The 19,695-nt window shown below is 43.3% G+C and carries 13 protein-coding genes and 2 pseudogenes; 9 read left to right on the top strand and 6 right to left on the bottom strand.

Features of this window, described 5'->3' with window-relative positions:
• Positions 1-655 precede the first annotated feature (655 nt).
• The 3 genes from rpoB to V7K76_RS17495 all read left to right on the top strand — a co-directional run bounded on the left by rpoB (position 656) and on the right by V7K76_RS17495 (position 10,195).
• Positions 656-3,955 (top strand): DNA-directed RNA polymerase subunit beta, encoded by a 3,300-nt coding sequence (gene rpoB, locus V7K76_RS17505; protein WP_334779561.1) that lies wholly within the window; start codon positions 656-658, stop codon positions 3,953-3,955.
• 120 nt (positions 3,956-4,075) lie between these two features.
• Complete coding sequence (locus V7K76_RS17500; protein WP_334779560.1) at positions 4,076-5,953, top strand: DNA-directed RNA polymerase subunit gamma; 1,878 nt, start codon at positions 4,076-4,078, stop codon at positions 5,951-5,953.
• 168 nt (positions 5,954-6,121) lie between these two features.
• Positions 6,122-10,195 carry a DNA-directed RNA polymerase subunit beta'' gene (locus V7K76_RS17495; protein ID WP_334779558.1) on the top strand — a complete coding sequence of 1,358 codons (4,074 nt, stop codon included), beginning with the start codon at positions 6,122-6,124 and terminating at the stop codon, positions 10,193-10,195.
• A gap of 137 nt (positions 10,196-10,332) precedes the next feature.
• Here V7K76_RS17495 and V7K76_RS17490 read toward each other — a convergent pair whose 3' ends face one another.
• Entirely contained in the window at positions 10,333-10,905 is a 573-nt protein-coding gene (locus tag V7K76_RS17490; RefSeq protein WP_334779557.1) for a Uma2 family endonuclease, read from the bottom strand.
• 154 nt (positions 10,906-11,059) lie between these two features.
• Between V7K76_RS17490 and V7K76_RS17485 the strand changes: the two genes are divergently transcribed.
• Positions 11,060-12,394: a hypothetical protein gene (locus V7K76_RS17485; protein ID WP_334779556.1), complete on the top strand. Its 1,335-nt coding sequence runs from the start codon at positions 11,060-11,062 to the stop codon at positions 12,392-12,394.
• 409 nt (positions 12,395-12,803) lie between these two features.
• Here the strand turns inward: V7K76_RS17485 and V7K76_RS17480 are convergent.
• Positions 12,804-14,175 (bottom strand): annotated as a pseudogene (locus tag V7K76_RS17480) (DUF3370 domain-containing protein).
• A gap of 31 nt (positions 14,176-14,206) precedes the next feature.
• Complete coding sequence (locus tag V7K76_RS17475) at positions 14,207-14,728, bottom strand: pyroglutamyl-peptidase I family protein (RefSeq protein ID WP_334779555.1); 522 nt, start codon at positions 14,726-14,728, stop codon at positions 14,207-14,209.
• Between the two features lie 58 nt (positions 14,729-14,786).
• Here V7K76_RS17475 and hisH point away from each other — a divergent pair, with 58 nt between their 5' ends.
• Both hisH and rsmD read left to right on the top strand, forming a co-directional pair.
• The gene (gene hisH, locus V7K76_RS17470; RefSeq protein WP_109006740.1) at positions 14,787-15,422 is read left to right on the top strand and encodes an imidazole glycerol phosphate synthase subunit HisH; all 636 of its coding nucleotides are present in this window, start codon (positions 14,787-14,789) and stop codon (positions 15,420-15,422) included.
• Between the two features lie 91 nt (positions 15,423-15,513).
• Positions 15,514-16,104 carry a 16S rRNA (guanine(966)-N(2))-methyltransferase RsmD gene (gene rsmD / locus V7K76_RS17465; RefSeq protein WP_334779554.1) on the top strand — a complete coding sequence of 197 codons (591 nt, stop codon included), beginning with the start codon at positions 15,514-15,516 and terminating at the stop codon, positions 16,102-16,104.
• A 26-nt stretch (positions 16,105-16,130) separates the two neighbouring features.
• Here rsmD and petG read toward each other — a convergent pair whose 3' ends face one another.
• Complete coding sequence (petG, locus tag V7K76_RS17460) at positions 16,131-16,244, bottom strand: cytochrome b6-f complex subunit V (RefSeq protein ID WP_179067834.1); 114 nt, start codon at positions 16,242-16,244, stop codon at positions 16,131-16,133.
• 218 nt (positions 16,245-16,462) lie between these two features.
• Between petG and V7K76_RS17455 the strand changes: the two genes are divergently transcribed.
• Together V7K76_RS17455 and V7K76_RS17450 are read left to right on the top strand one after the other, a co-directional pair.
• A complete protein-coding gene (locus V7K76_RS17455; protein WP_334779552.1) occupies positions 16,463-16,837 on the top strand; it encodes a cytochrome c in 375 nt (124 codons plus the stop codon).
• A 601-nt stretch (positions 16,838-17,438) separates the two neighbouring features.
• Positions 17,439-18,236 carry a peptidylprolyl isomerase gene (locus V7K76_RS17450; RefSeq protein WP_334779551.1) on the top strand — a complete coding sequence of 266 codons (798 nt, stop codon included), beginning with the start codon at positions 17,439-17,441 and terminating at the stop codon, positions 18,234-18,236.
• On the opposite strand, the gene V7K76_RS17445 is transcribed toward V7K76_RS17450, so the two are convergent.
• Positions 18,237-18,374, bottom strand: coding sequence for a hypothetical protein (locus V7K76_RS17445; protein ID WP_334952331.1), 138 nt, complete (start codon positions 18,372-18,374; stop codon positions 18,237-18,239).
• A 439-nt stretch (positions 18,375-18,813) separates the two neighbouring features.
• Here V7K76_RS17445 and V7K76_RS17440 point away from each other — a divergent pair, with 439 nt between their 5' ends.
• A complete protein-coding gene (locus V7K76_RS17440) occupies positions 18,814-19,095 on the top strand; it encodes a hypothetical protein (RefSeq protein ID WP_334779548.1) in 282 nt (93 codons plus the stop codon).
• On the opposite strand, the pseudogene V7K76_RS17435 reads toward V7K76_RS17440, so the two are convergent.
• Positions 19,067-19,695: pseudogene (locus V7K76_RS17435) on the bottom strand (IS630 family transposase); the annotation flags it as partial. The gene V7K76_RS17440 and the pseudogene V7K76_RS17435 sit on opposite strands and share 29 nt — an antisense overlap.

Here is a 19,695-nt window from a genome sequence, read left to right as displayed (position 1 = left end):
TGAATTTTCCGTGCTATTATGGCTTGGCCATCCACCCAATCTCTACAAGCGGATGCACTCCACACATGACTAACCGTGCCAACCCAAATTGAGCTAGACTTTTGCACAACATCAGCTGAGTGTCTATTAAATCTATTGAAAATCGTTAAACAAAATTGCCTTGTGAGTACAATCCAGCAAAATGAAGTGATTCTGATTCAAAATCGGCGAAGTGCGGATCATTCCCTCAGTCTTAGGATATCTAAGATATCACTGAGAGTATAAACAACGGAGTGGATTTAAGACACACTGGGTGGAGCTGCGTCAGTAGATTAACGCGCTTTTTGGAGGGAAAGTGAGGAAACTTAGATCAAATTCAGGAATATCTCAACTGTATATTCTGATTGAAATGGGCATGGGGCATTGGGTGCGGACTGTAAATGCTTTCAGCAAATTATTCCTTGCTTGTACGCTTCTACACTCCTCATTAAGAGCGATCGTCCCCTTGTCAAGATTGCTCATTCTAGCTAGATTTAATCGCTGTGTTTGCCCATACGTGTAAATAGCAAGTGTGTAAGAAAAAGTTCCCAAGCAGCTAAGGACACTGGCTAGCAGTGGGAAGCGTCAAACAGCAGTGTCCAAGGGAAAATTTAACCAGGTTGACAAAGGTAGAGGCATGACTAAAGAAACATATATGGAACCCGCCTTTCTATTGCCCGACTTGATTGAAATCCAGCGATCAAGCTTTCGCTGGTTTTTAGAAGAAGGGCTGATAGAAGAACTTAACTCCTTTAGTCCTATCACAGATTATACGGGTAAATTAGAACTGCACTTTTTAGGTCATAACTACAAACTCAAAGAGCCAAAGTACAGCGTCGAAGAAGCTAAACGGCGGGATAGCACTTATGCCGTCCAAATGTATGTTCCCACACGGTTGATTAATAAAGAAACCGGGGAAATCAAAGAGCAAGAGGTATTCATTGGTGATTTGCCTTTGATGACCGATCGCGGCACGTTTATTATTAACGGTGCCGAGCGAGTAATTGTCAACCAAATAGTGCGATCGCCAGGAGTTTACTACAAATCAGAAATAGACAAAAACGGGCGGCGTACTTATTCAGCTAGCTTAATTCCCAACCGGGGAGCATGGCTGAAATTTGAAACAGACCGTAACGATTTGGTGTGGGTACGCATCGACAAAACCCGCAAACTCTCAGCGCAGGTACTATTAAAGGCTTTAGGGTTATCAGACAACGAAATCTTTGACGCCTTACGCCACCCCGAATATTTCCAAAAAACCATCGAAAAAGAAGGGCAATTCTCCGAAGAAGAAGCCCTGATGGAGTTATATCGCAAACTACGTCCTGGTGAACCACCCACAGTATTAGGTGGACAACAACTCCTCGACTCTCGTTTCTTTGACCCGAAACGTTATGACCTTGGTCGCGTCGGACGTTACAAGCTCAATAAGAAATTGCGCCTTTCTGTCCCAGACACCATGCGGGTGTTGACTGCTGGGGATATTTTGGCAGCCGTCGATTACCTCATCAACCTAGAATATGACATTGGTAATATCGATGATATCGACCACTTAGGCAATCGGCGGGTGAGAAGCGTCGGTGAGTTGCTGCAAAACCAAGTGCGGGTTGGCTTAAACCGCCTAGAGAGAATAATTCGGGAACGGATGACCGTATCCGATGCCGAAGTGTTAACTCCCGCTTCCTTGGTAAACCCCAAACCATTGGTAGCAGCAATTAAAGAATTCTTTGGTTCCAGCCAGTTAAGTCAGTTTATGGATCAAACCAATCCCTTAGCAGAACTGACCCACAAACGCCGTCTGAGTGCCCTTGGTCCCGGTGGTTTAACCCGCGAACGTGCCGGATTTGCCGTGCGAGATATTCATCCTAGCCACTATGGACGTATTTGCCCCATTGAGACACCAGAAGGCCCCAACGCCGGATTGATTGGCTCCTTAGCAACCCATGCGCGGGTGAACCTGTACGGCTTCCTAGAAACACCATTTCGACCTGTGGAAAATGGGCGGGTACGATTTGACCTACAACCAGTGTACATGACAGCAGACGAAGAAGACGACCTACGTACTGCTACTGGGGATGTGCCATTAGATGAAAATGGCTATATTAAAGGGCCGCAAGTGCCAGTGCGCTATCGCCAAGATTGGGCTACCACAACACCAGAACAAGTGGACTACGTAGCGGTGTCTCCCGTACAGATTGTATCGGTAGCAACCAGCATGATTCCCTTCTTGGAGCATGATGACGCTAACCGAGCGCTGATGGGATCGAACATGCAACGGCAAGCAGTACCCCTGCTGAAGCCAGAGCGTCCATTGGTGGGTACTGGTTTGGAAGCCCAAGGAGCAAGAGACTCCGGGATGGTGATTGTATCGCGTACCGATGGCGATGTCACTTATGTGGATGCTACAGAAATTCGCGTCCGTCCGAAACCGAATACTCCAGAAATTAAGTACACCCTTTCCAAATATCAACGTTCCAACCAAGACACCTGTTTAAATCAGAAACCTCTCGTCCGCATTGGGGAACGGGTTGTTGCTGGTCAGGTATTGGCTGATGGCTCCTCCACCGAAGGCGGTGAATTGGCGCTAGGACAAAATATCGTTGTTGCCTATATGCCTTGGGAAGGCTACAACTACGAAGACGCAATTTTAATTTCGGAAAGACTGGTGCAGGATGATGTCTACACCTCAATTCACATTGAAAAATATGAAATTGAAGCCAGACAAACCAAACTGGGGCCAGAAGAAATCACTAGAGAAATTCCCAACGTCGGGGAAGATGCCTTGCGCCAGTTGGATGAACAGGGAATCATTCGCATTGGGGCATGGGTAGAAGCTGGTGATATCTTGGTAGGAAAAGTCACACCCAAGGGTGAATCAGACCAACCACCAGAAGAAAAACTATTGCGGGCGATATTCGGTGAAAAAGCGCGGGATGTGCGGGATAATTCCCTGCGAGTACCCAATGGTGAAAAAGGGCGCGTAGTTGACGTGCGCTTGTTTACTCGTGAACAAGGTGATGAACTACCACCAGGAGCCAATATGGTAGTCCGGGTGTATGTTGCCCAAAAACGCAAAATCCAAGTTGGGGACAAAATGGCAGGTCGCCACGGTAATAAAGGGATTATTTCTCGGATCTTACCGGCGGAAGATATGCCTTATTTGCCCGATGGTTCACCAGTAGACATTGTACTTAACCCCTTGGGTGTACCCAGTCGGATGAACGTCGGACAAGTATTTGAGTGCTTATTAGGTTGGGCTGGTCAAACCTTGGGAGTCCGATTTAAGATTACTCCCTTTGACGAAATGTACGGTGAAGAGACATCCCGGAGAATCGTACATGGCAAATTGCAAGAAGCCCGGGACGAAACAGGGAAAGACTGGGTATATAACCCAGATAACCCAGGCAAAATCATGGTGTATGACGGTCGGACAGGTGAACCCTTTGACCGAGCAATTACCATCGGTGTAGCTTATATGCTGAAACTGGTGCATTTGGTGGATGATAAGATCCACGCTCGTTCCACTGGACCTTACTCACTGGTGACTCAACAACCCTTGGGTGGTAAAGCCCAACAAGGTGGTCAACGGTTTGGAGAAATGGAAGTGTGGGCATTGGAAGCCTTTGGTGCGGCTTACACCTTACAGGAATTGCTGACAGTTAAATCTGACGATATGCAAGGGCGGAATGAAGCCTTAAATGCGATCGTTAAAGGTAAGGCAATTCCTCGACCAGGAACACCAGAATCCTTCAAGGTGTTAATGCGCGAGTTGCAATCATTGGGGTTAGACATTGCCGTACATAAGGTAGAAACCCAAGCAGACGGCAGTTCCCTAGATGTGGAAGTCGATTTGATGGCAGACCAATCAGCCCGTCGCACACCTCCTCGACCCACTTACGAATCTCTTTCCCGCGAATCGCTGGATGATGACGAATAAATAAATTTTGGATTTTAGATTTTAGATTTTGGATTAACAATCTAAAATCTACGATCCAATTTTCCGAATCTTGCTGGCAATGTTTCAATTCCATTTTCCAAAATCCAAAATCCAAAATCGATGAGACCTGCCCAAACTAATCAGTTTGACTACGTAAAAATCGGCTTGGCTTCCCCCGAACGCATTCGGCAGTGGGGCGAGAGAACATTGCCCAACGGTCAAGTAGTCGGTGAAGTTACCAAGCCAGAGACGATTAACTACAGAACTCTCAAGCCAGAGATGGACGGCTTATTTTGTGAGCGCATTTTTGGCCCCGCAAAAGATTGGGAATGCCATTGTGGCAAGTATAAAAGAGTCCGTCACAGAGGTATTGTTTGTGAGCGCTGTGGGGTAGAAGTCACCGAGTCACGGGTGCGTCGCCACCGCATGGGCTATATTAAACTCGCTGCACCAGTAGCTCACGTCTGGTATCTCAAAGGCATTCCTAGCTATATTTCCATCCTGTTGGATATGCCCTTGCGGGATGTCGAGCAGATTGTCTATTTCAACTCTTATGTTGTCCTGAGTCCAGGAAATGCCGAAACTTTAACTTACAAACAACTACTGAGTGAAGACCAGTGGTTGGAAATAGAAGACCAAATTTATAGCGAAGATTCTGTGCTGCAAGGCGTAGAGGTAGGTATTGGGGCGGAAGCGCTGTTGCGTTTGCTTGCCGATATTAATTTGGAACAAGAAGCCGAAAGCCTACGGGAAGAAATTGGCAACGCCAAGGGGCAAAAGAGAGCCAAGTTAATTAAGCGATTGCGGGTGATTGACAACTTTATCGCCACCGGTTCCAAACCAGAGTGGATGGTAATGGCAGTTATTCCCGTGATTCCTCCCGACTTGCGCCCAATGGTGCAACTAGATGGCGGACGCTTTGCTACCAGCGATTTAAATGATTTGTATCGGCGGGTAATTAACCGCAACAATCGTTTGGCACGCTTGCAAGAAATTTTAGCACCGGAGATTATCGTGCGGAACGAAAAGCGGATGCTGCAAGAAGCAGTGGATGCTTTAATTGACAATGGTCGTCGGGGACGCACTGTGGTAGGGGCAAATAACCGACCCCTAAAATCTTTGTCTGACATTATTGAGGGTAAGCAAGGACGTTTTAGACAAAACTTGTTAGGTAAACGGGTTGATTACTCTGGACGTTCGGTTATTGTGGTTGGGCCAAAGCTGAAAATTCACCAGTGTGGTTTGCCTAGAGAAATGGCAATTGAGCTATTTCAACCATTTGTAATTAACCGCTTGATTCGTAGCGGCATGGTGAATAACATCAAAGCTGCGAAAAAGCTGATATCGCGTAATGATCCCAGTGTTTGGGATGTGCTGGAAGAGGTGATTGAAGGACACCCTGTAATGCTAAATCGGGCACCAACATTGCACCGTTTGGGTATTCAGTCTTTTGAACCGATTTTAGTAGAAGGTAGAGCAATTCAACTGCATCCTCTGGTGTGTCCAGCGTTTAACGCCGACTTTGATGGCGACCAAATGGCAGTACACGTCCCTCTGTCGTTAGAAAGTCAGGCAGAAGCGCGGTTGTTGATGTTGGCTTCTAACAATATTTTGTCACCAGCCACAGGTAAACCCATCATCACGCCTAGCCAAGATATGGTGTTGGGAGCTTATTATTTAACAGCAGAAAATCCTGGTGCGACAAAAGGGGCAGGAAATTACTTTTCTTCACTAGAGGATGTAATTATGGCTTTCCAGCAAGATCAAATTGACTTGCACGCCTATATTTACGTGCGGTTTGACGGTGAAATAGAATCAGACCAACCGGATACGGAACCCGTGAAAGTGACGGAAAACGAGGATGGTACTCGCACATTACTCTATAAGTTCCGTCGAGTCAGACTTGATGCTAAAGGCAATGTACTTTCGCAGTATATATACACAACCCCTGGCCGCGTTATTTACAACAATGCCATTCAGGAAGCACTAGCAAGTTAGCAAATTTTAGATTTTAAATTTTGGATTTTGGATTACAAATCTAAAATATTTTAGATTTTAAATTTTGGATTTTGGATTACAAATCTAAAATCCAAAATCCAATAATTGCCAAATCCAAAATTGCTAAATCTAAAATCCAAAATCTAAAATCCAAAATCCATAAGATTAATGACTAACGAAAAAATGATTTTTCGCAATCGCGTGGTTGACAAAGGTCAACTGAGAAATTTAATTTCTTGGGCCTTTACGAATTATGGTACAGCGCGAACCGCAGTGATGGCGGACAAATTGAAAGATTTGGGGTTTCGCTACGCTACCAAAGCAGGGGTTTCCATCAGTGTAGATGACTTGATGATACCACCAACTAAGCGATTGCTCTTAGAAGCAGCCGAGGAAGAAATTCGCGCTACTGAAACCCGTTATCAACGGGGAGAAATCACTGAAGTAGAACGCTTCCAAAAGGTAATCGATACTTGGAATGGTACTAGTGAAGCCTTGAAAGATGAAGTAGTCGTCCACTTCAAGAAGACTAATCCCCTGAACTCTGTATACATGATGGCATTCTCCGGGGCACGGGGGAACATCTCTCAAGTGCGGCAGTTGGTGGGGATGCGGGGACTGATGGCAGATCCTCAAGGGGAAATTATCGATTTACCCATCAAAACCAATTTCCGTGAAGGATTAACTGTGACGGAATACATTATTTCGTCTTACGGTGCCAGAAAAGGATTGGTGGATACTGCCTTGCGGACGGCTGACTCTGGTTATCTCACCCGTCGGTTGGTGGATGTATCCCAGGATGTAATTATTCGGGAATTTGACTGCGGCACCACCAGAGGTCTGGCGATTCGGCCAATGACAGAAGGTGCTAAAACCTTGATTCCTCTAGCCACCCGTTTGATGGGACGGGTAATTGGCGAAGATGTGGTGCATCCGGTAACAAAAGAATTGATTGCCGCCCGCAATTCCCCAATTTCTGAGGATTTGGCGAAGAAAATTGAAAAATCTGGGGTGGGTGAAGTTGTGGTGCGATCGCCACTAACTTGTGAAGCCGCACGTTCTGTCTGTCAACACTGCTACGGCTGGAGTTTGGCCCACGCTAAGATGGTAGACTTGGGCGAAGCTGTGGGGATTATTGCTGCCCAAAGTATCGGTGAACCTGGTACTCAGCTAACCATGCGGACATTCCACACTGGTGGGGTGTTTACTGGAGAAGTGGCGCAACAAGTTCGTTCTAAAATCGATGGAACTGTCAAGCTTCCCCGCAAATTGAAGACTAGAACGTATCGTACCCGCCACGGGGAAGATGCCCTCTATGTTGAAGCTAATGGCATCATGCTTTTGGAGCCGAAAAAAGAAGGTGATGTTACCCCAGAGAACCAAGAGGTTCATCTGACTCAAGGTTCAACACTATATGTATTTGATGGAAATAAGGTAAAACAAGGTCAGTTGTTGGCAGAGGTTGCCCTTGGTGGACGGACAACTCGGACTAATACAGAAAAAGCAGTTAAAGATGTCGCCTCTGACTTGGCAGGGGAAGTGCAATTTGCCGAAGTCGTTCCAGAACAAAAAACTGACCGTCAGGGTAACACCACAACCACAGCCGCACGGGGGGGGTTGATTTGGATTTTATCTGGGGAAGTTTACAACTTGCCGCCAGGGGCTGAATTGATTGTCAAAAATGGTGATGCGATCGCTGCTAATGGAGTTTTAGCTGAAACTAAGTTAGCCAGTTTGCACGGCGGTGTGGTGCGCTTGCCCGAAGCCACCCCAGGTAAGAGTACCAGAGAAATTGAGATTATCACTGCTTCTGTGGTCTTAGACCAGGCAACCGTGACAGTCCAAAGTTCTCAAGGTCGCAATAACTACTTAGTCTCCACTGGCAACAATCAGGTATTTAACCTCCGGGCTACACCAGGCACAAAAGTGCAAAATGGTCAAGTAGTAGCTGAGTTAATTGATGACCGCTATCGCACAACCACTGGTGGATTCCTGAAATTCGCGGGTGTCGAAGTCCAGAAAAAGGGTAAAGCCAAGCTGGGTTATGAAGTTGTGCAGGGCGGTACCCTGTTGTGGATTCCTGAAGAAAGCCACGAAGTTAACAAAGATATCTCCTTGCTGTTAGTAGAAGACGGTCAGTTTGTCGAAGCTGGCACTGAAGTGGTGAAGGATATCTTCTGCCAAAACAGTGGTGTGATCGAAGTGACCCAGAAAAACGACATCCTGCGGGAAGTTGTGGTGAAGCCAGGGGAACTGCTGATGGTGGACGATCCAGAATCAGTTATCGGGCGAGATAACACCTTCATCCAACCAGGTGAGGAATTCCAAGGCAATGTCGCCACGGAATTGCGTTATATCCAGTATGTGGAGACTCCTGAAGGTCCTGCCCTGTTGAGTCGTCCAGTAGTTGAGTTTGCCGTACCGGATAATCCAGATGTGCCATCAACAACATCGGTAAGTCAACAAACTGGGCGATCGATTCAGTTGCGGGCTGTGCAGCGACTACCTTACAAAGATTCAGAACGCGTCAAATCTGTTGAAGGTGTGGAACTACTGCGAACCCAGTTAGTGCTAGAAATTGAGCAAGAAGGGGAACAAGACCATAATGCTTCACCCCTGGCAGCAGATATTGAATTGGTGCAGGATACTGAAGACCCAGAAGTTCAACGCTTGCAACTGGTGATTTTAGAATCCTTGGTAATTCGTCGAGACATTACCGCTGATGCCACCCAAGGTAGCACCCAAACGACACTTGAGGTACACGATGGGCTAACCATCGCCCCTGGTTCTGTAGTCGCACGTACCCAAATCTTGTGTAAAGAAGGTGGGGAAGTGCGGGGTGTCAAAAAAGGAACTGAAAACGTGCGCCGTTGCTTGGTGTTACGCGACGTTGACAGGCTCACTATTAATACTAGTACTCAGCCCAAGGTGAAAGTGGGTGACTTGCTAGTAGAAGGTGCAGAAGTTGCTCCTGGAGTTTTTGCCCCAGAATCAGGGCAAGTAGTGGACGTTAAAAAGTTAGGAGTTAAGAGTGAGGAGTTAGGAGTTAATTCCGAAACTCCTAACTCCTCACTTCAAACTCAGAACTATGTTATTACTACCCGTATTGGTCGCCCTTACCGAGTCAGCCCTGGTGCTGTGTTGCAGATAGAAGACGGCGATTTGGTACAACGGGGTGATAACTTGGTGTTGCTGGTGTTTGAACGCGCCAAAACTGGAGATATCATTCAAGGTTTGCCCCGGATTGAAGAACTGCTGGAAGCTCGTAAGCCGAAAGAAGCGTGCATTTTATGTCGTCGGGCGGGTGAAGTTAAGGTAGTTTACGCTGAGGGTGGTGATGAAGCGATCGCTATTAAGGTCGTAGAATCAAATGGCGTGGTGACAGATTATCCTCTGGGGCCAGGACAAAATTTGATTGTGCCAGATGGCTCACTGGTATTAGCGGGACAACCGTTGACTGATGGCCCATCAAATCCTCATGAAATTTTGGAAATCTTCTTTAGCCTGGGTTCTGAAGACGGAATCTATGCTTGTGCTAGCCTTGCCTTGCAGAAGGTACAAACCTTCTTGGTGAATGAAGTGCAAATGGTTTATCAGTCTCAAGGGATTGATATTTCCGATAAACACATTGAAGTGATTGTTCGCCAGATGACCAACAAAGTCAGGATTGATGATGGTGGTGACACCACCATGCTTCCCGGCGAATTGGTGGAACTGCGCCAAGTTGAGCAGGTGAACGAAGCTATGGCAATTACAGGCGGTGCTAGGGCACAGTATACCCCAGTGTTGTTGGGGATCACCAAAGCATCCTTGAACACCGACAGCTTTATTTCCGCCGCATCCTTCCAAGAGACAACACGGGTACTTACCGAAGCAGCTATCGAAGGTAAATCTGACTGGCTGCGCGGATTAAAAGAAAACGTGATTATCGGGCGATTGATTCCGGCTGGTACTGGGTACAATACCTATGATGAACCTGGTGCGATCGAAGATTATGCTGCTGAGATTAGCAGTAGTGTCTTAGATGAAGTTGACGATCCTCTAGATATGGTCTTAGATGACCGCACAGCTCGCACCTATAATTTAGATTCTCCTACTCTTGGGGAATCTGGCTTTGGCAGCAGACGTGCAGAAAGGTCAGTTCTAGATGACGAAGATGAATTAATCGCCGATGAAGTCGCAGACGACGACGATTATGAGGAAGAAGAGGAAGACGACGAAGATGATTTTGATGATGAATAGAGACTAGAAATTTCACGTCTCTATTAAAAAGCAAAAAGGCAAAAGAAGATTTTCTTTTGCCTTTTTATTTTGTTCTCTAAAAACACATTTTTAAATCCTCAAGATTCTGGTTTCTGGCTTTCGATCTGGTCAATCAATTAGGGCGATTCAAAAGTAACATCCTCATATAAATCTGCAACAGCACACTGAAAATCTAAACTTGCCAAATGAATGATATCTTCTTGTCCATAAGGATAAAGTACCCATTGTCTCTCTGAGTTACGACGGAAACACTCAACATTTAATCGAGTTTGACTCACAAGTACATATTCCTGAAGTGAATCTATCTGTCGGTAGTCAGCAAATTTATCACCTCGGTCAAAGGCTTCTGTTGTCGGAGATAGCACTTCTACAATTAAGCAAGGATAACGCAGAAAGTTGTTAAAAGCTCTATCTCGTTGGTCACAACTTACTATCACATCGGGGTAGTAATAGATGTTAATTGACTCAATATGTGCTTTGGTATCTGAAATATAAGCCTGACAACCACTCCCGCGCAAATGATTTCTCAGCATTGAAGCAATATTAAGAGAAATAATGACATGAGCATTACTTGCCCCTGCCATTGCATAAACCTGTCCCTGTCTATATTCATGCTTGATAGGACTAGTTTCTTCTTCTCTGAGATAGTCTTCTGGGGAAATATAGCTAGAATTTGGAATTGCGACCATCTGTAATGACCTTGTGTGATGCCTTATATCTAGTTTAAGAGAAGCTTGAAGGCTAAATTAGCTAAGTACACGTCACCATAAATCTAGCTATTGCTAGATGTTGTAATTCTCTCAAACGCTATAATCTACATCTATTGCACCGAGAGATTAACTTGTGGATGTCATATTAGAACGATCGCACCAATTAAAACAAGCCTTAGTTGATTTTGTCCTTGATGCTGAAGGGGAACTAGCAAAAGCACTGGAAACTTATGCAGCAGCACAGTCGCGCCGTGGAAGTGGAGATAGTACACAGCAAGACTTAATCATTGATAGTTTTCTGACAGATGGGAAAGTCGGTGATCAGTCTCCGTTAGACTTGTTTATCGAAAGCCATCCAGATTTAGAAGAAAGCGATCGCAGTCTGATCAACAGTTGGCATCATAGTTTTATTGGCTTATTTGCCATAACCAATATTTTACCTGATGGCTTTGAATTGACCAACTGGTTGACAGATAAACACTACATCGTCAAGCCAAACAATACTCAAACATTACAGGCAATATCTCGGTTGAAAGTCGGAGAAATATTGCTAACTCGCATTTCTCCTGTCACCGATAGCTACTGGATGTTTTCTGGCCCCTACACAATCATGGGTAAATTAGGTAAACCAAAACTTGCTGTAGCAATTGGCAATTTCAAAGAGAATTATAAAAGTAATCTTTACAGCGATGCTCCAGATTTGCTAGAAGAAGCTTGGCAGTCAGTAGCACAATATCATCAGCAGTTTGTGGACTTTTTTGGCACTGACGAAATCACACTATCTGGATACCATCTTAATAAGAAAATAGCGGAATTTCAAGAAGTAATTACTGAAAAAACTTTTGCCGCCGCAGGAATTGATACTTCTAAATCTCTGGCTGAGGTGGCAGAAGCAGCGGGCATTGGAGACGATGAAATCAAAGCAGCAGCAGAAGAATTTGGTGCTGATTCTAACGTAGTCTCTCAAATGTTTAACAGCAAAAGCGGTAATAGCAAAATGGTGATGCCAAAGGTTGATTTACCTGCTGAACTCAAGAAAGCAGAACAGGTAACGGCTATTTCTCATCCCCGTTGGGGACAAATGTTTTTACCAACATATAGTAAGGTACAAGCAATTTTAGCGGTAGAGGATTGGCAAAGTGTTCAAGGGGCGGAAAAACTAGTTCGTTACTACCTTGAAGATAAAAGTATTAATGCTTTTATCTGGCATCGATTAGCGCAACAGTATCCAACTCAATTAGAAAATGTGTTACAAGCATTTTTGCAACGTCCAGAGTTTAGGCTTGCAAGTGACTTGGATACACTTTTGCAAGAATTCCACAAACCTATTGAGCCAGAGTTACCAGATATTGCCAGTGTACCCATACATTTGCACAACTTATTTCAGGAAGCCTTAGGAGAAGTTAACAAATCTAAGCCAAAGGCTAAGGGGCAACAAAAGCCAGCAAAGGGTTTTCAACGAGGTTAATAAATAGACATTTCCGAAAAAGAATTTAGAGACGTAGTATTGCTACGTCTCTAAAATGTATAATTAAGAACAATATTGCTTGTCATAGTTAAATTCAGGTAATGTATTTGGAGATACACTCTTTATAATCCATATCAAGAAAACAATCTATCCATGAAATCAAACCTTGGACTACTACCTTAGTAGTCATAGTATCTATTATTACAACTTCAATAGGCGTTTACAATTTGGAATGGTTCTTAAATAGTATTTGTGTTGTAAATACAATGCCTACTATCAATAAGCATTGTAAGTCTCTGCCATAACTAACTGTTTAATATCAGACGAGCCTCTGGCTTGACCGTACAAAGTTGATCAGCAGTAGAGCTTTATTTGCTGAGTTTTTGCCTACCTAATTACCCATCATTCATTACCGAGGTTCAGCCTGAGTTGAAACTGTTAATACTTGTGGTGGTGTAGCATCCGGCGGATAGAGAAAGTCTACTTCTACTAAAGAGCGATCGCCTGCTTTCATATTTAATAAAACTAATGGTTCCCCTGGTTGACCTCTCTTTTGGACTAAATGCACAAACTGAGTTTGTGGCTGATTTTGCTCATCTTTATAACGTACCCGCACCGTTCCCCGGAAGAATACTTGAGGGGCTGGTGTACTTAGAAAGCGTAGCCCTGGTTTTCCCAACTGATCCTCCTTGAGTGGTGTTTGTATCGACACACTAACAGTTTGAGGACTTTGAGTATTGTTGTATAGCGGCAACTTGAGATTATATTGAATTCCATAGTTGCCATGAGCGCGATATGCGGTGTCAGGATAGCGCACCAGCATAGTAGCACTTTGAATTTGACCAGTTCCTAATGTACCCCCATGCAGGGTACTCAGAGCGTAGGAAAACGCTTGACCAGGCTGGGGAATAGTTAGATACCTAGCTTTAGGATTATCTACTAATAAGGCTCTCCATCGTGAACCAGCAGCCACTCCGGCTACACGCCCATAAATTCTTGGCTTGTCAGTTCCCTCTAAGGAAGTGGGCGCTTTATCTCGTGGCCCTGCTAAATCGCCATTATCTAGTAAATTTTGCCACTCTTCTAAGGTAGGCGATTGCTCACTGCCATCAGGATTCACTCGTGCAAACATAGCGAGGCTAGCTGCATAGACAGTGCCATTACTTTGCAGTCGGATCAATGTAGACCGACCATTGAGGGGCGGTGTCAATCCCTGCACAGGAATTGGCAAATTGAGTAACATCCGACTTTGCTTTGCTGGAATCTCAATTTGAGCAGGAAAAATCTCTTGTCGCACTCCCCGAAGCACATCAGACATGACGCGATCGCCAGGACCTGCAAAAACTGTACCTAAAAGATTTTGGCTAAAAGATGGTAACTGAATAAATGGTGCATCCGGTTGACTTAAATAACTCGCCGCCTGCCAAATATTCACCTTCACCGATTCCGAACTAGGGTTATGCAAAATTATCCCTAAATAAAGAGATCGCAAATTATCTGCTGGTTCAGCTTTCGTAATGTGGTGAGCAAAAATATCAAATCGTCCTCGAAAGGGAAAATTCAGATGCGCCGTTGGCACTTTTTTCCCATCTGGTGGAAAGGTGGAAAGTAAAATTCCTTCTTTCAAAACCAATTCTGGACTATTGCTGTTAAACGTTGGCACTGTATCCAATTGACCTGGTAAAGGTCGTACTTCTTGTGGTTGTACAACTAACTTCTTCAGGTGGTGGCGTAGCAGGAGTTAATTGAGCGATGGGAAAAATTAGTAACAATGGCAACATATACTTAGATATTTCTTTCACCATACAGACATTAACAACTTGATGAAAGTGCCAGTTTGTTAATAATTAATACGAAATCGGCAAGAATACCCATCAAATTTTCTTGATTAAGAATCGGAACGTGGACAAAAATACAACGTGCCGTGAGTTTATTTTGGCTTAAGTAGTCCAACACTGAATAGTAAAGACCCTCGCAAACAAATTTACCGCAGTCGTGGCTAATCTCAATTGCCACGGCTCCCGCCACTAATTTTTCCAAATCAACTTCTGTCTGTAAAACAATTTCTCCATAGCTAGCAACGGCTTCCACACTTAATTGTGTACGGCTTGCAGCCATGCCACAACAGATGATGTAATCAGGTTGGATTGCATTGATTTTTTCCATTACCTGGACACTGGCAAGTTGCACATCTACGGGTAACTGGCGTAAAAAAGTTAAGTCATGCGGTATCAGATCGAGTTTGGTAACTTCAAGTAATAAATCATCAGATGAATTTGACTGTTGATCCTTTAGCCAAATATCAAAAGAAGTTAATAGAATTCTTTTCTTCATAACAAATATTATTTAGAATAGAAAAACCCTCCATAATAATTTTACAAGGAGCAGGTAAATGCCAGTGATTGCGGTCGTAGATTACGAGATGGGAAATTTGCACTCAGTCTGTAAAGGTTTGGAAAAAGCTGGGGCAACTCCTAATGTTACTTATTCTCCAAAGGAATTAGAGCAGGCAGATGCTATAGTCCTACCAGGAGTGGGAGCATTTGATCCAGCAGTGCAACACCTGCGATCGCGTGGTTTAGAACAACCCATTAAAGAAGCGATCGCATCTGGTAAACCTTTTTTGGGAATTTGTTTAGGATTGCAAATTCTCTTTGAATCAAGTGCAGAAGGTACGCAACCAGGACTAGGAATTATCAAAGGAAAAGTGCGGCGGTTTCGCTCAGAACCCGACATTACTATTCCTCACATGGGTTGGAATCAGCTGGAAGTGACTCAACCAAAAAGTATTTTGTGGGAGCATTTACCGTCCGATCCTTGGGTGTATTTTGTCCATTCCTACTATGTTGACCCAATAGACCCCCTAATCCGTGCAGCAACCGTCACTCACGGGACTCAAACCGTCACAGCTGCAATCGCCCATGAAAACCTGATGGCAGTCCAATTTCACCCCGAAAAATCCTCTAATATCGGCTTGCAAATCCTGTCTAATTTCGTTGCTCAAGTCCGCGAAAAAATTCCTGCCTAATATTCTTTTTGTCATTTGTTCTTTGTCTTTTGTCTACAATTGATGACCAATGACTAATGACTAATGACTAATGACTAATGACTAATAACCAATGAGTTTGAGAATTTACGGCAATCGCCAGCTAAAAACTTTACCAGGAAAAGAAACTAGACCCACTAGTGCGCGGGTAAGAGAGGCAGTATTTAATATTTGGCAGGGAGAAATTACAGGTTGTCGCTGGCTAGATTTATGCGCTGGTACTGGCTCAATGGGCGCAGAGGCTTTGTGTAGAGGAGCCAGCCTGGTAGTGGGAATAGAACAATCGAGCCGAGCCTGTGCCACCATCCAAGAAAATTGGCAACAGGTAGCTAATGCCGACCAGGAATTTCGGGTATTACGGGGAGATATTACTCAGCAGTTAAAGACTTTATCGGGCAAGCAATTCGATAGAATTTACTTTGACCCACCTTATGCCAGTGGATTGTACCAACCAGTATTAGAAGCGATCGCTCACCATCAACTTTTAGATCCTAGCGGCGAAATCGCAGTTGAACACGCCTCACAAGGTTGGACACCACCAGAGATTCCCGCTTGGGAAATTTGCCGCCAGAAAGTTTACGGCAACACATCACTTACTTTCTACAGAATTCGGAGTGAGGGATTAGGGGCGGATAAAGGAGATGAGGAACAATATAACTCCTAACCCCTAACTCCTAACTTAGCACTCCCTTATCCTCCTAACTGATTGGGGCGCTTGTATTGCCTATAGGCAGCGTAAAACAGTCCAGCAAGGGTGACGAAAACTAGACCAAGGACAATACCTGATAGCAGGGGTTCAACCACTGGAAATCTCCTCTTTGTAATGATTAAATATTCGTTGCTTGCTTTTGATTTTACCAAATTTCGGATGAATCCTGCGCTCTACAGCCTTTTTAAAGCGCAACTGCCCAATTGCTTACAAAAAAATAGTCTTCTGTGCTTGCAGACACAATCAAGAACTTTTAAGCTATGTGTAGGAAATGAAAACTTTTTAGCACACCTAGACTTTCACAGCAAACCTTTTGGATAACCAGATTACCAAACCTGAAATATTGATTCAGCGGATCGTTTTATTGATGCTGGCCACACTGCTAGCAGTCCCTTTAGGCTTTTTTGGTGTTCAGTTAGTTCAAGCCTCCGATCCATACGTCAAGAGTGTTCTATCCTTAACAGGAAACCCAATTCAAGGACACGCGATCTTTCAAATTAACTGCGCTGGTTGTCATGGCTTGGAAGCAGACGGGCGAGTGGGCCCCAGCTTGCAAGGTGTTTCCAAGCACAAGTCTCGGTATGGACTGATTCATCAAGTGATCAGTGGCGAAACACCGCCAATGCCAAAATTCCAACCTAGTGCCCAAGAAATGGCGGATCTTCTGAACTATTTAGAGTCGTTGTAGATTTGAGAATTTTTGGTTGCTGGATACACAAATGGAAAAAGCAGCATAGGTTGTGCTGTCTTTTTCTATCTCTAACAACTTTTAATAGACCCAGGACTTAAGGCTTGTCATTAGACACATTTTTTTTCAACTGGCGATCGCTTTCAAAGCAGATTACATGACCCTGATTCTTGCGTGAATATTCTCAATAAAAATTTATAAATGAGAATCATCCTTAAACTTTAAAACCCAAATTTCATCAGCCTTCTAAGAAATGCAGGTAATCACAAGAGGTTTAAGCAGTATATTTGCGTAGAATCTTTGATAAAAACTCACATAAACTGTATATTTTTAAGTATGTTAGCAAGTAACTATTTAATTATTGTGAAAGTGAGGTTAGCATAATCTAACTCGTTAAGATTAAGGTGAAAGCTCTTAATAAATGGGCTATGGTACAATACAGTTCGGTTAAGCATTTGTCTCTTTTCTCAGTGCCCTCTGCGTCTCTGTGGTTCGTTAAAAAAATTGCCTTTGACAAAGGATTTTAGTCTTAACTGAACCGTATTGGGCTATGGTATAGCTTCTTTAACAAACTAGATATTCTTAAGATGCCTGAAAGCTAATGACTGAAGCGATCCAAATCGGTAATCGTACAATCGCAGCTAGTGAATTGATTTCCTTGCTGGCAAGTTACCAAATGCTGCCACAGTTGCAGCGTGAATTGATCATCGATGAGGCAATAGAGCAAAACTCACACCTTGCGAAAGTAGCAATAGAGTGTACACCTGAGGAAATAGCCCAAGCTAAACAGCAGTTTTACGCTGAAAAACAATTCAAAAATGAAGAAGACATCCACGCTTGGATGGCACATCAAGGGCTGACTTCCGATCAACTAGAAGTCATTACCACTCGTAAGCTGAAAATTGAAAAATTCAAGCAAGCTACTTGGGGTAACAAACTAGAATCTTACTTTTTTCAGTCCAAGACAAAACTGGACAAAGTAATTTATTCCCTACTGCGAACCCAAGATGTGGGAATTGCCCAAGAACTCTACTTCAGGATTCAGGCAAAAGAAAACTCTTTTGCTGACTTGGCGCGGGAATATTCACTCGGGCCAGAAGCCCAAACTGGCGGTTTAGTTGGCCCGATTGAACTGAATGCACTACATCCTGTAATGGTACAAATGCTCTCTAGCAGTCAACCAGGTCAGATATTGCCCCCTACACGCATCGCTGAATGGTTTGTGATTTTGCGGCTGGAAAAATTTATTCCCGCACAACTGGATGAATTTATGAAAGTGCGTCTTCTGAATGAACTTTTTGAAACCTGGCTACAAGAACAGCAAAAGCAAATCATGTCTGCACCACAACAGGGGGTAGATAGGGGACGACAGGGAAAAAGGGATAAACCTTTAATTTAGTTAGGTATGGAAGTCACCTTCTATGCTGTTTGCCTTCAAAATCAAAAGTAGCGATCGCTCTGTTAGTTTTTTAGGCTGGACGTGTGATCGCTTTTGATGTTGATATTGTAGGTTGAGTCCCACCTGATTAATTATCAAAAGCTGGAATCTCGCCTTTGTCAATATAAAAATAGGGCTAGTTAGACTAAAGATTAGAGAACTTGGAGCACAAAGAAGTTGGACAATCAAAGAGGTGGCTGAACGTGCCAATGTAAACTACAACACAGGGAAAAGTTATGCTCGACACCTTGGGATGAATATGGTTGAGCTCACTGCTGTTCAAAAAATAAATAGTCCGCGCTTTTGGTGTCATCAATTAAAGATTTGATTTAAGTAGTAGAAGAGTAGGCCATTTATTTATATTATTGAGTAATTTTATATACCGATATTCATGATGAGTAACTTCAGTCCCTTAGTCAATTAAACTAGATCAGTGCGGTAGTTATATTAAATGAGATCCTCTTTATATATTGACAAAACATGAAAGAATATTTAAGCTTTATAAAAGTTTATTTCCAGTTATGTTTGACAGTTTTGTATGGGAATTCAAAAAGAACATCATCAGCTACTTACTCAGTTGACGACAGAATATGATCTGCAACCAATTGCAACCCATTTATCAACTATTATCAAAGAATCTTTGGCGAGTGTTTCATCAAGTAAATATCGTCAAGGAACGATTCTAATACCAACGTTTGTCATTTGGTTTGTAATTCTCTCCACTATCCGTCGTGATTTAAGTTATTTAGGAATTATGGATTGGATGATATCAGGATTTAGGTGGTTATACTCTAAACGGCTAAAACATGGACTTTTTTAAATGTCTGAAAATTGAGAGTCAATAAGCTATTTAGCTTTTTTTGCTTGTCAGTGTTTGCAGTGACAATACAGTTAGAGATTGCTGTTTTAAAATCAGTAAAATTAGCATAGTATTTAGAGTATAAACATTCATTTCTGATCAACTTCCAAAACCGCTCAATTAAATTTAATTGTGGTGAATAAGAAGGTAAATAACATAATTGTATATTTAATTGTTTTGCATAGTCTTGTACCAGGTAACATTTCTGGTATTTAGCATTATCTAATACTAGAACAATCGGAATATCTAGACCAAGATTTGCTAATTTAAATAGCAATTGGCAAATGCTTTCTGAATTAATATAAGTTTCATTTGTTATCGTAATTATTTCCTTAGTGACTGCATTAATTGCTCCTAAAACATTATACTAAAGACGGGTTGCAGCTTTAGTTTTAAAATCGCCAGAAGTATTGATATACAAAGATTTTTGCCTGGGCAAAAGTCTAGCAATCATCCGTTTTTAGTATAAATCGTTTTCGTCCAGATGGTGAACAAATAAATGTTCTTGTAAAACACCATAAAAATCCTAAGTATGCTCGATGCACAAAATGTGCAGCATCC

It is taken from the genome of Nostoc sp., assembly GCF_036917975.1.
Lineage (GTDB): Bacteria > Cyanobacteriota > Cyanobacteriia > Cyanobacteriales > Nostocaceae > Nostoc.
Note: the sequence above shows the minus strand (reverse complement) of the source record. Positions and strands in the feature narration are given on the sequence as shown.

Excerpts from the sequence above, each read along its gene's own strand:
- rpoB (WP_334779561.1), top strand. The coding sequence starts at position 656 with ATGACTAAAGAAACATATATGGAACCCGCCTTTCTATTGCCCGACTTG.
- V7K76_RS17500 (WP_334779560.1), top strand. The coding sequence starts at position 4,076 with ATGAGACCTGCCCAAACTAATCAGTTTGACTACGTAAAAATCGGCTTG.
- V7K76_RS17495 (WP_334779558.1), top strand. The coding sequence starts at position 6,122 with ATGACTAACGAAAAAATGATTTTTCGCAATCGCGTGGTTGACAAAGGT.
- V7K76_RS17490 (WP_334779557.1), bottom strand. The coding sequence starts at position 10,905 with ATGGTCGCAATTCCAAATTCTAGCTATATTTCCCCAGAAGACTATCTC.
- V7K76_RS17475 (WP_334779555.1), bottom strand. The coding sequence starts at position 14,728 with ATGAAGAAAAGAATTCTATTAACTTCTTTTGATATTTGGCTAAAGGAT.
- hisH (WP_109006740.1), top strand. The coding sequence starts at position 14,787 with ATGCCAGTGATTGCGGTCGTAGATTACGAGATGGGAAATTTGCACTCA.
- rsmD (WP_334779554.1), top strand. The coding sequence starts at position 15,514 with ATGAGTTTGAGAATTTACGGCAATCGCCAGCTAAAAACTTTACCAGGA.
- V7K76_RS17450 (WP_334779551.1), top strand. The coding sequence starts at position 17,439 with ATGACTGAAGCGATCCAAATCGGTAATCGTACAATCGCAGCTAGTGAA.
- V7K76_RS17440 (WP_334779548.1), top strand. The coding sequence starts at position 18,814 with ATGGGAATTCAAAAAGAACATCATCAGCTACTTACTCAGTTGACGACA.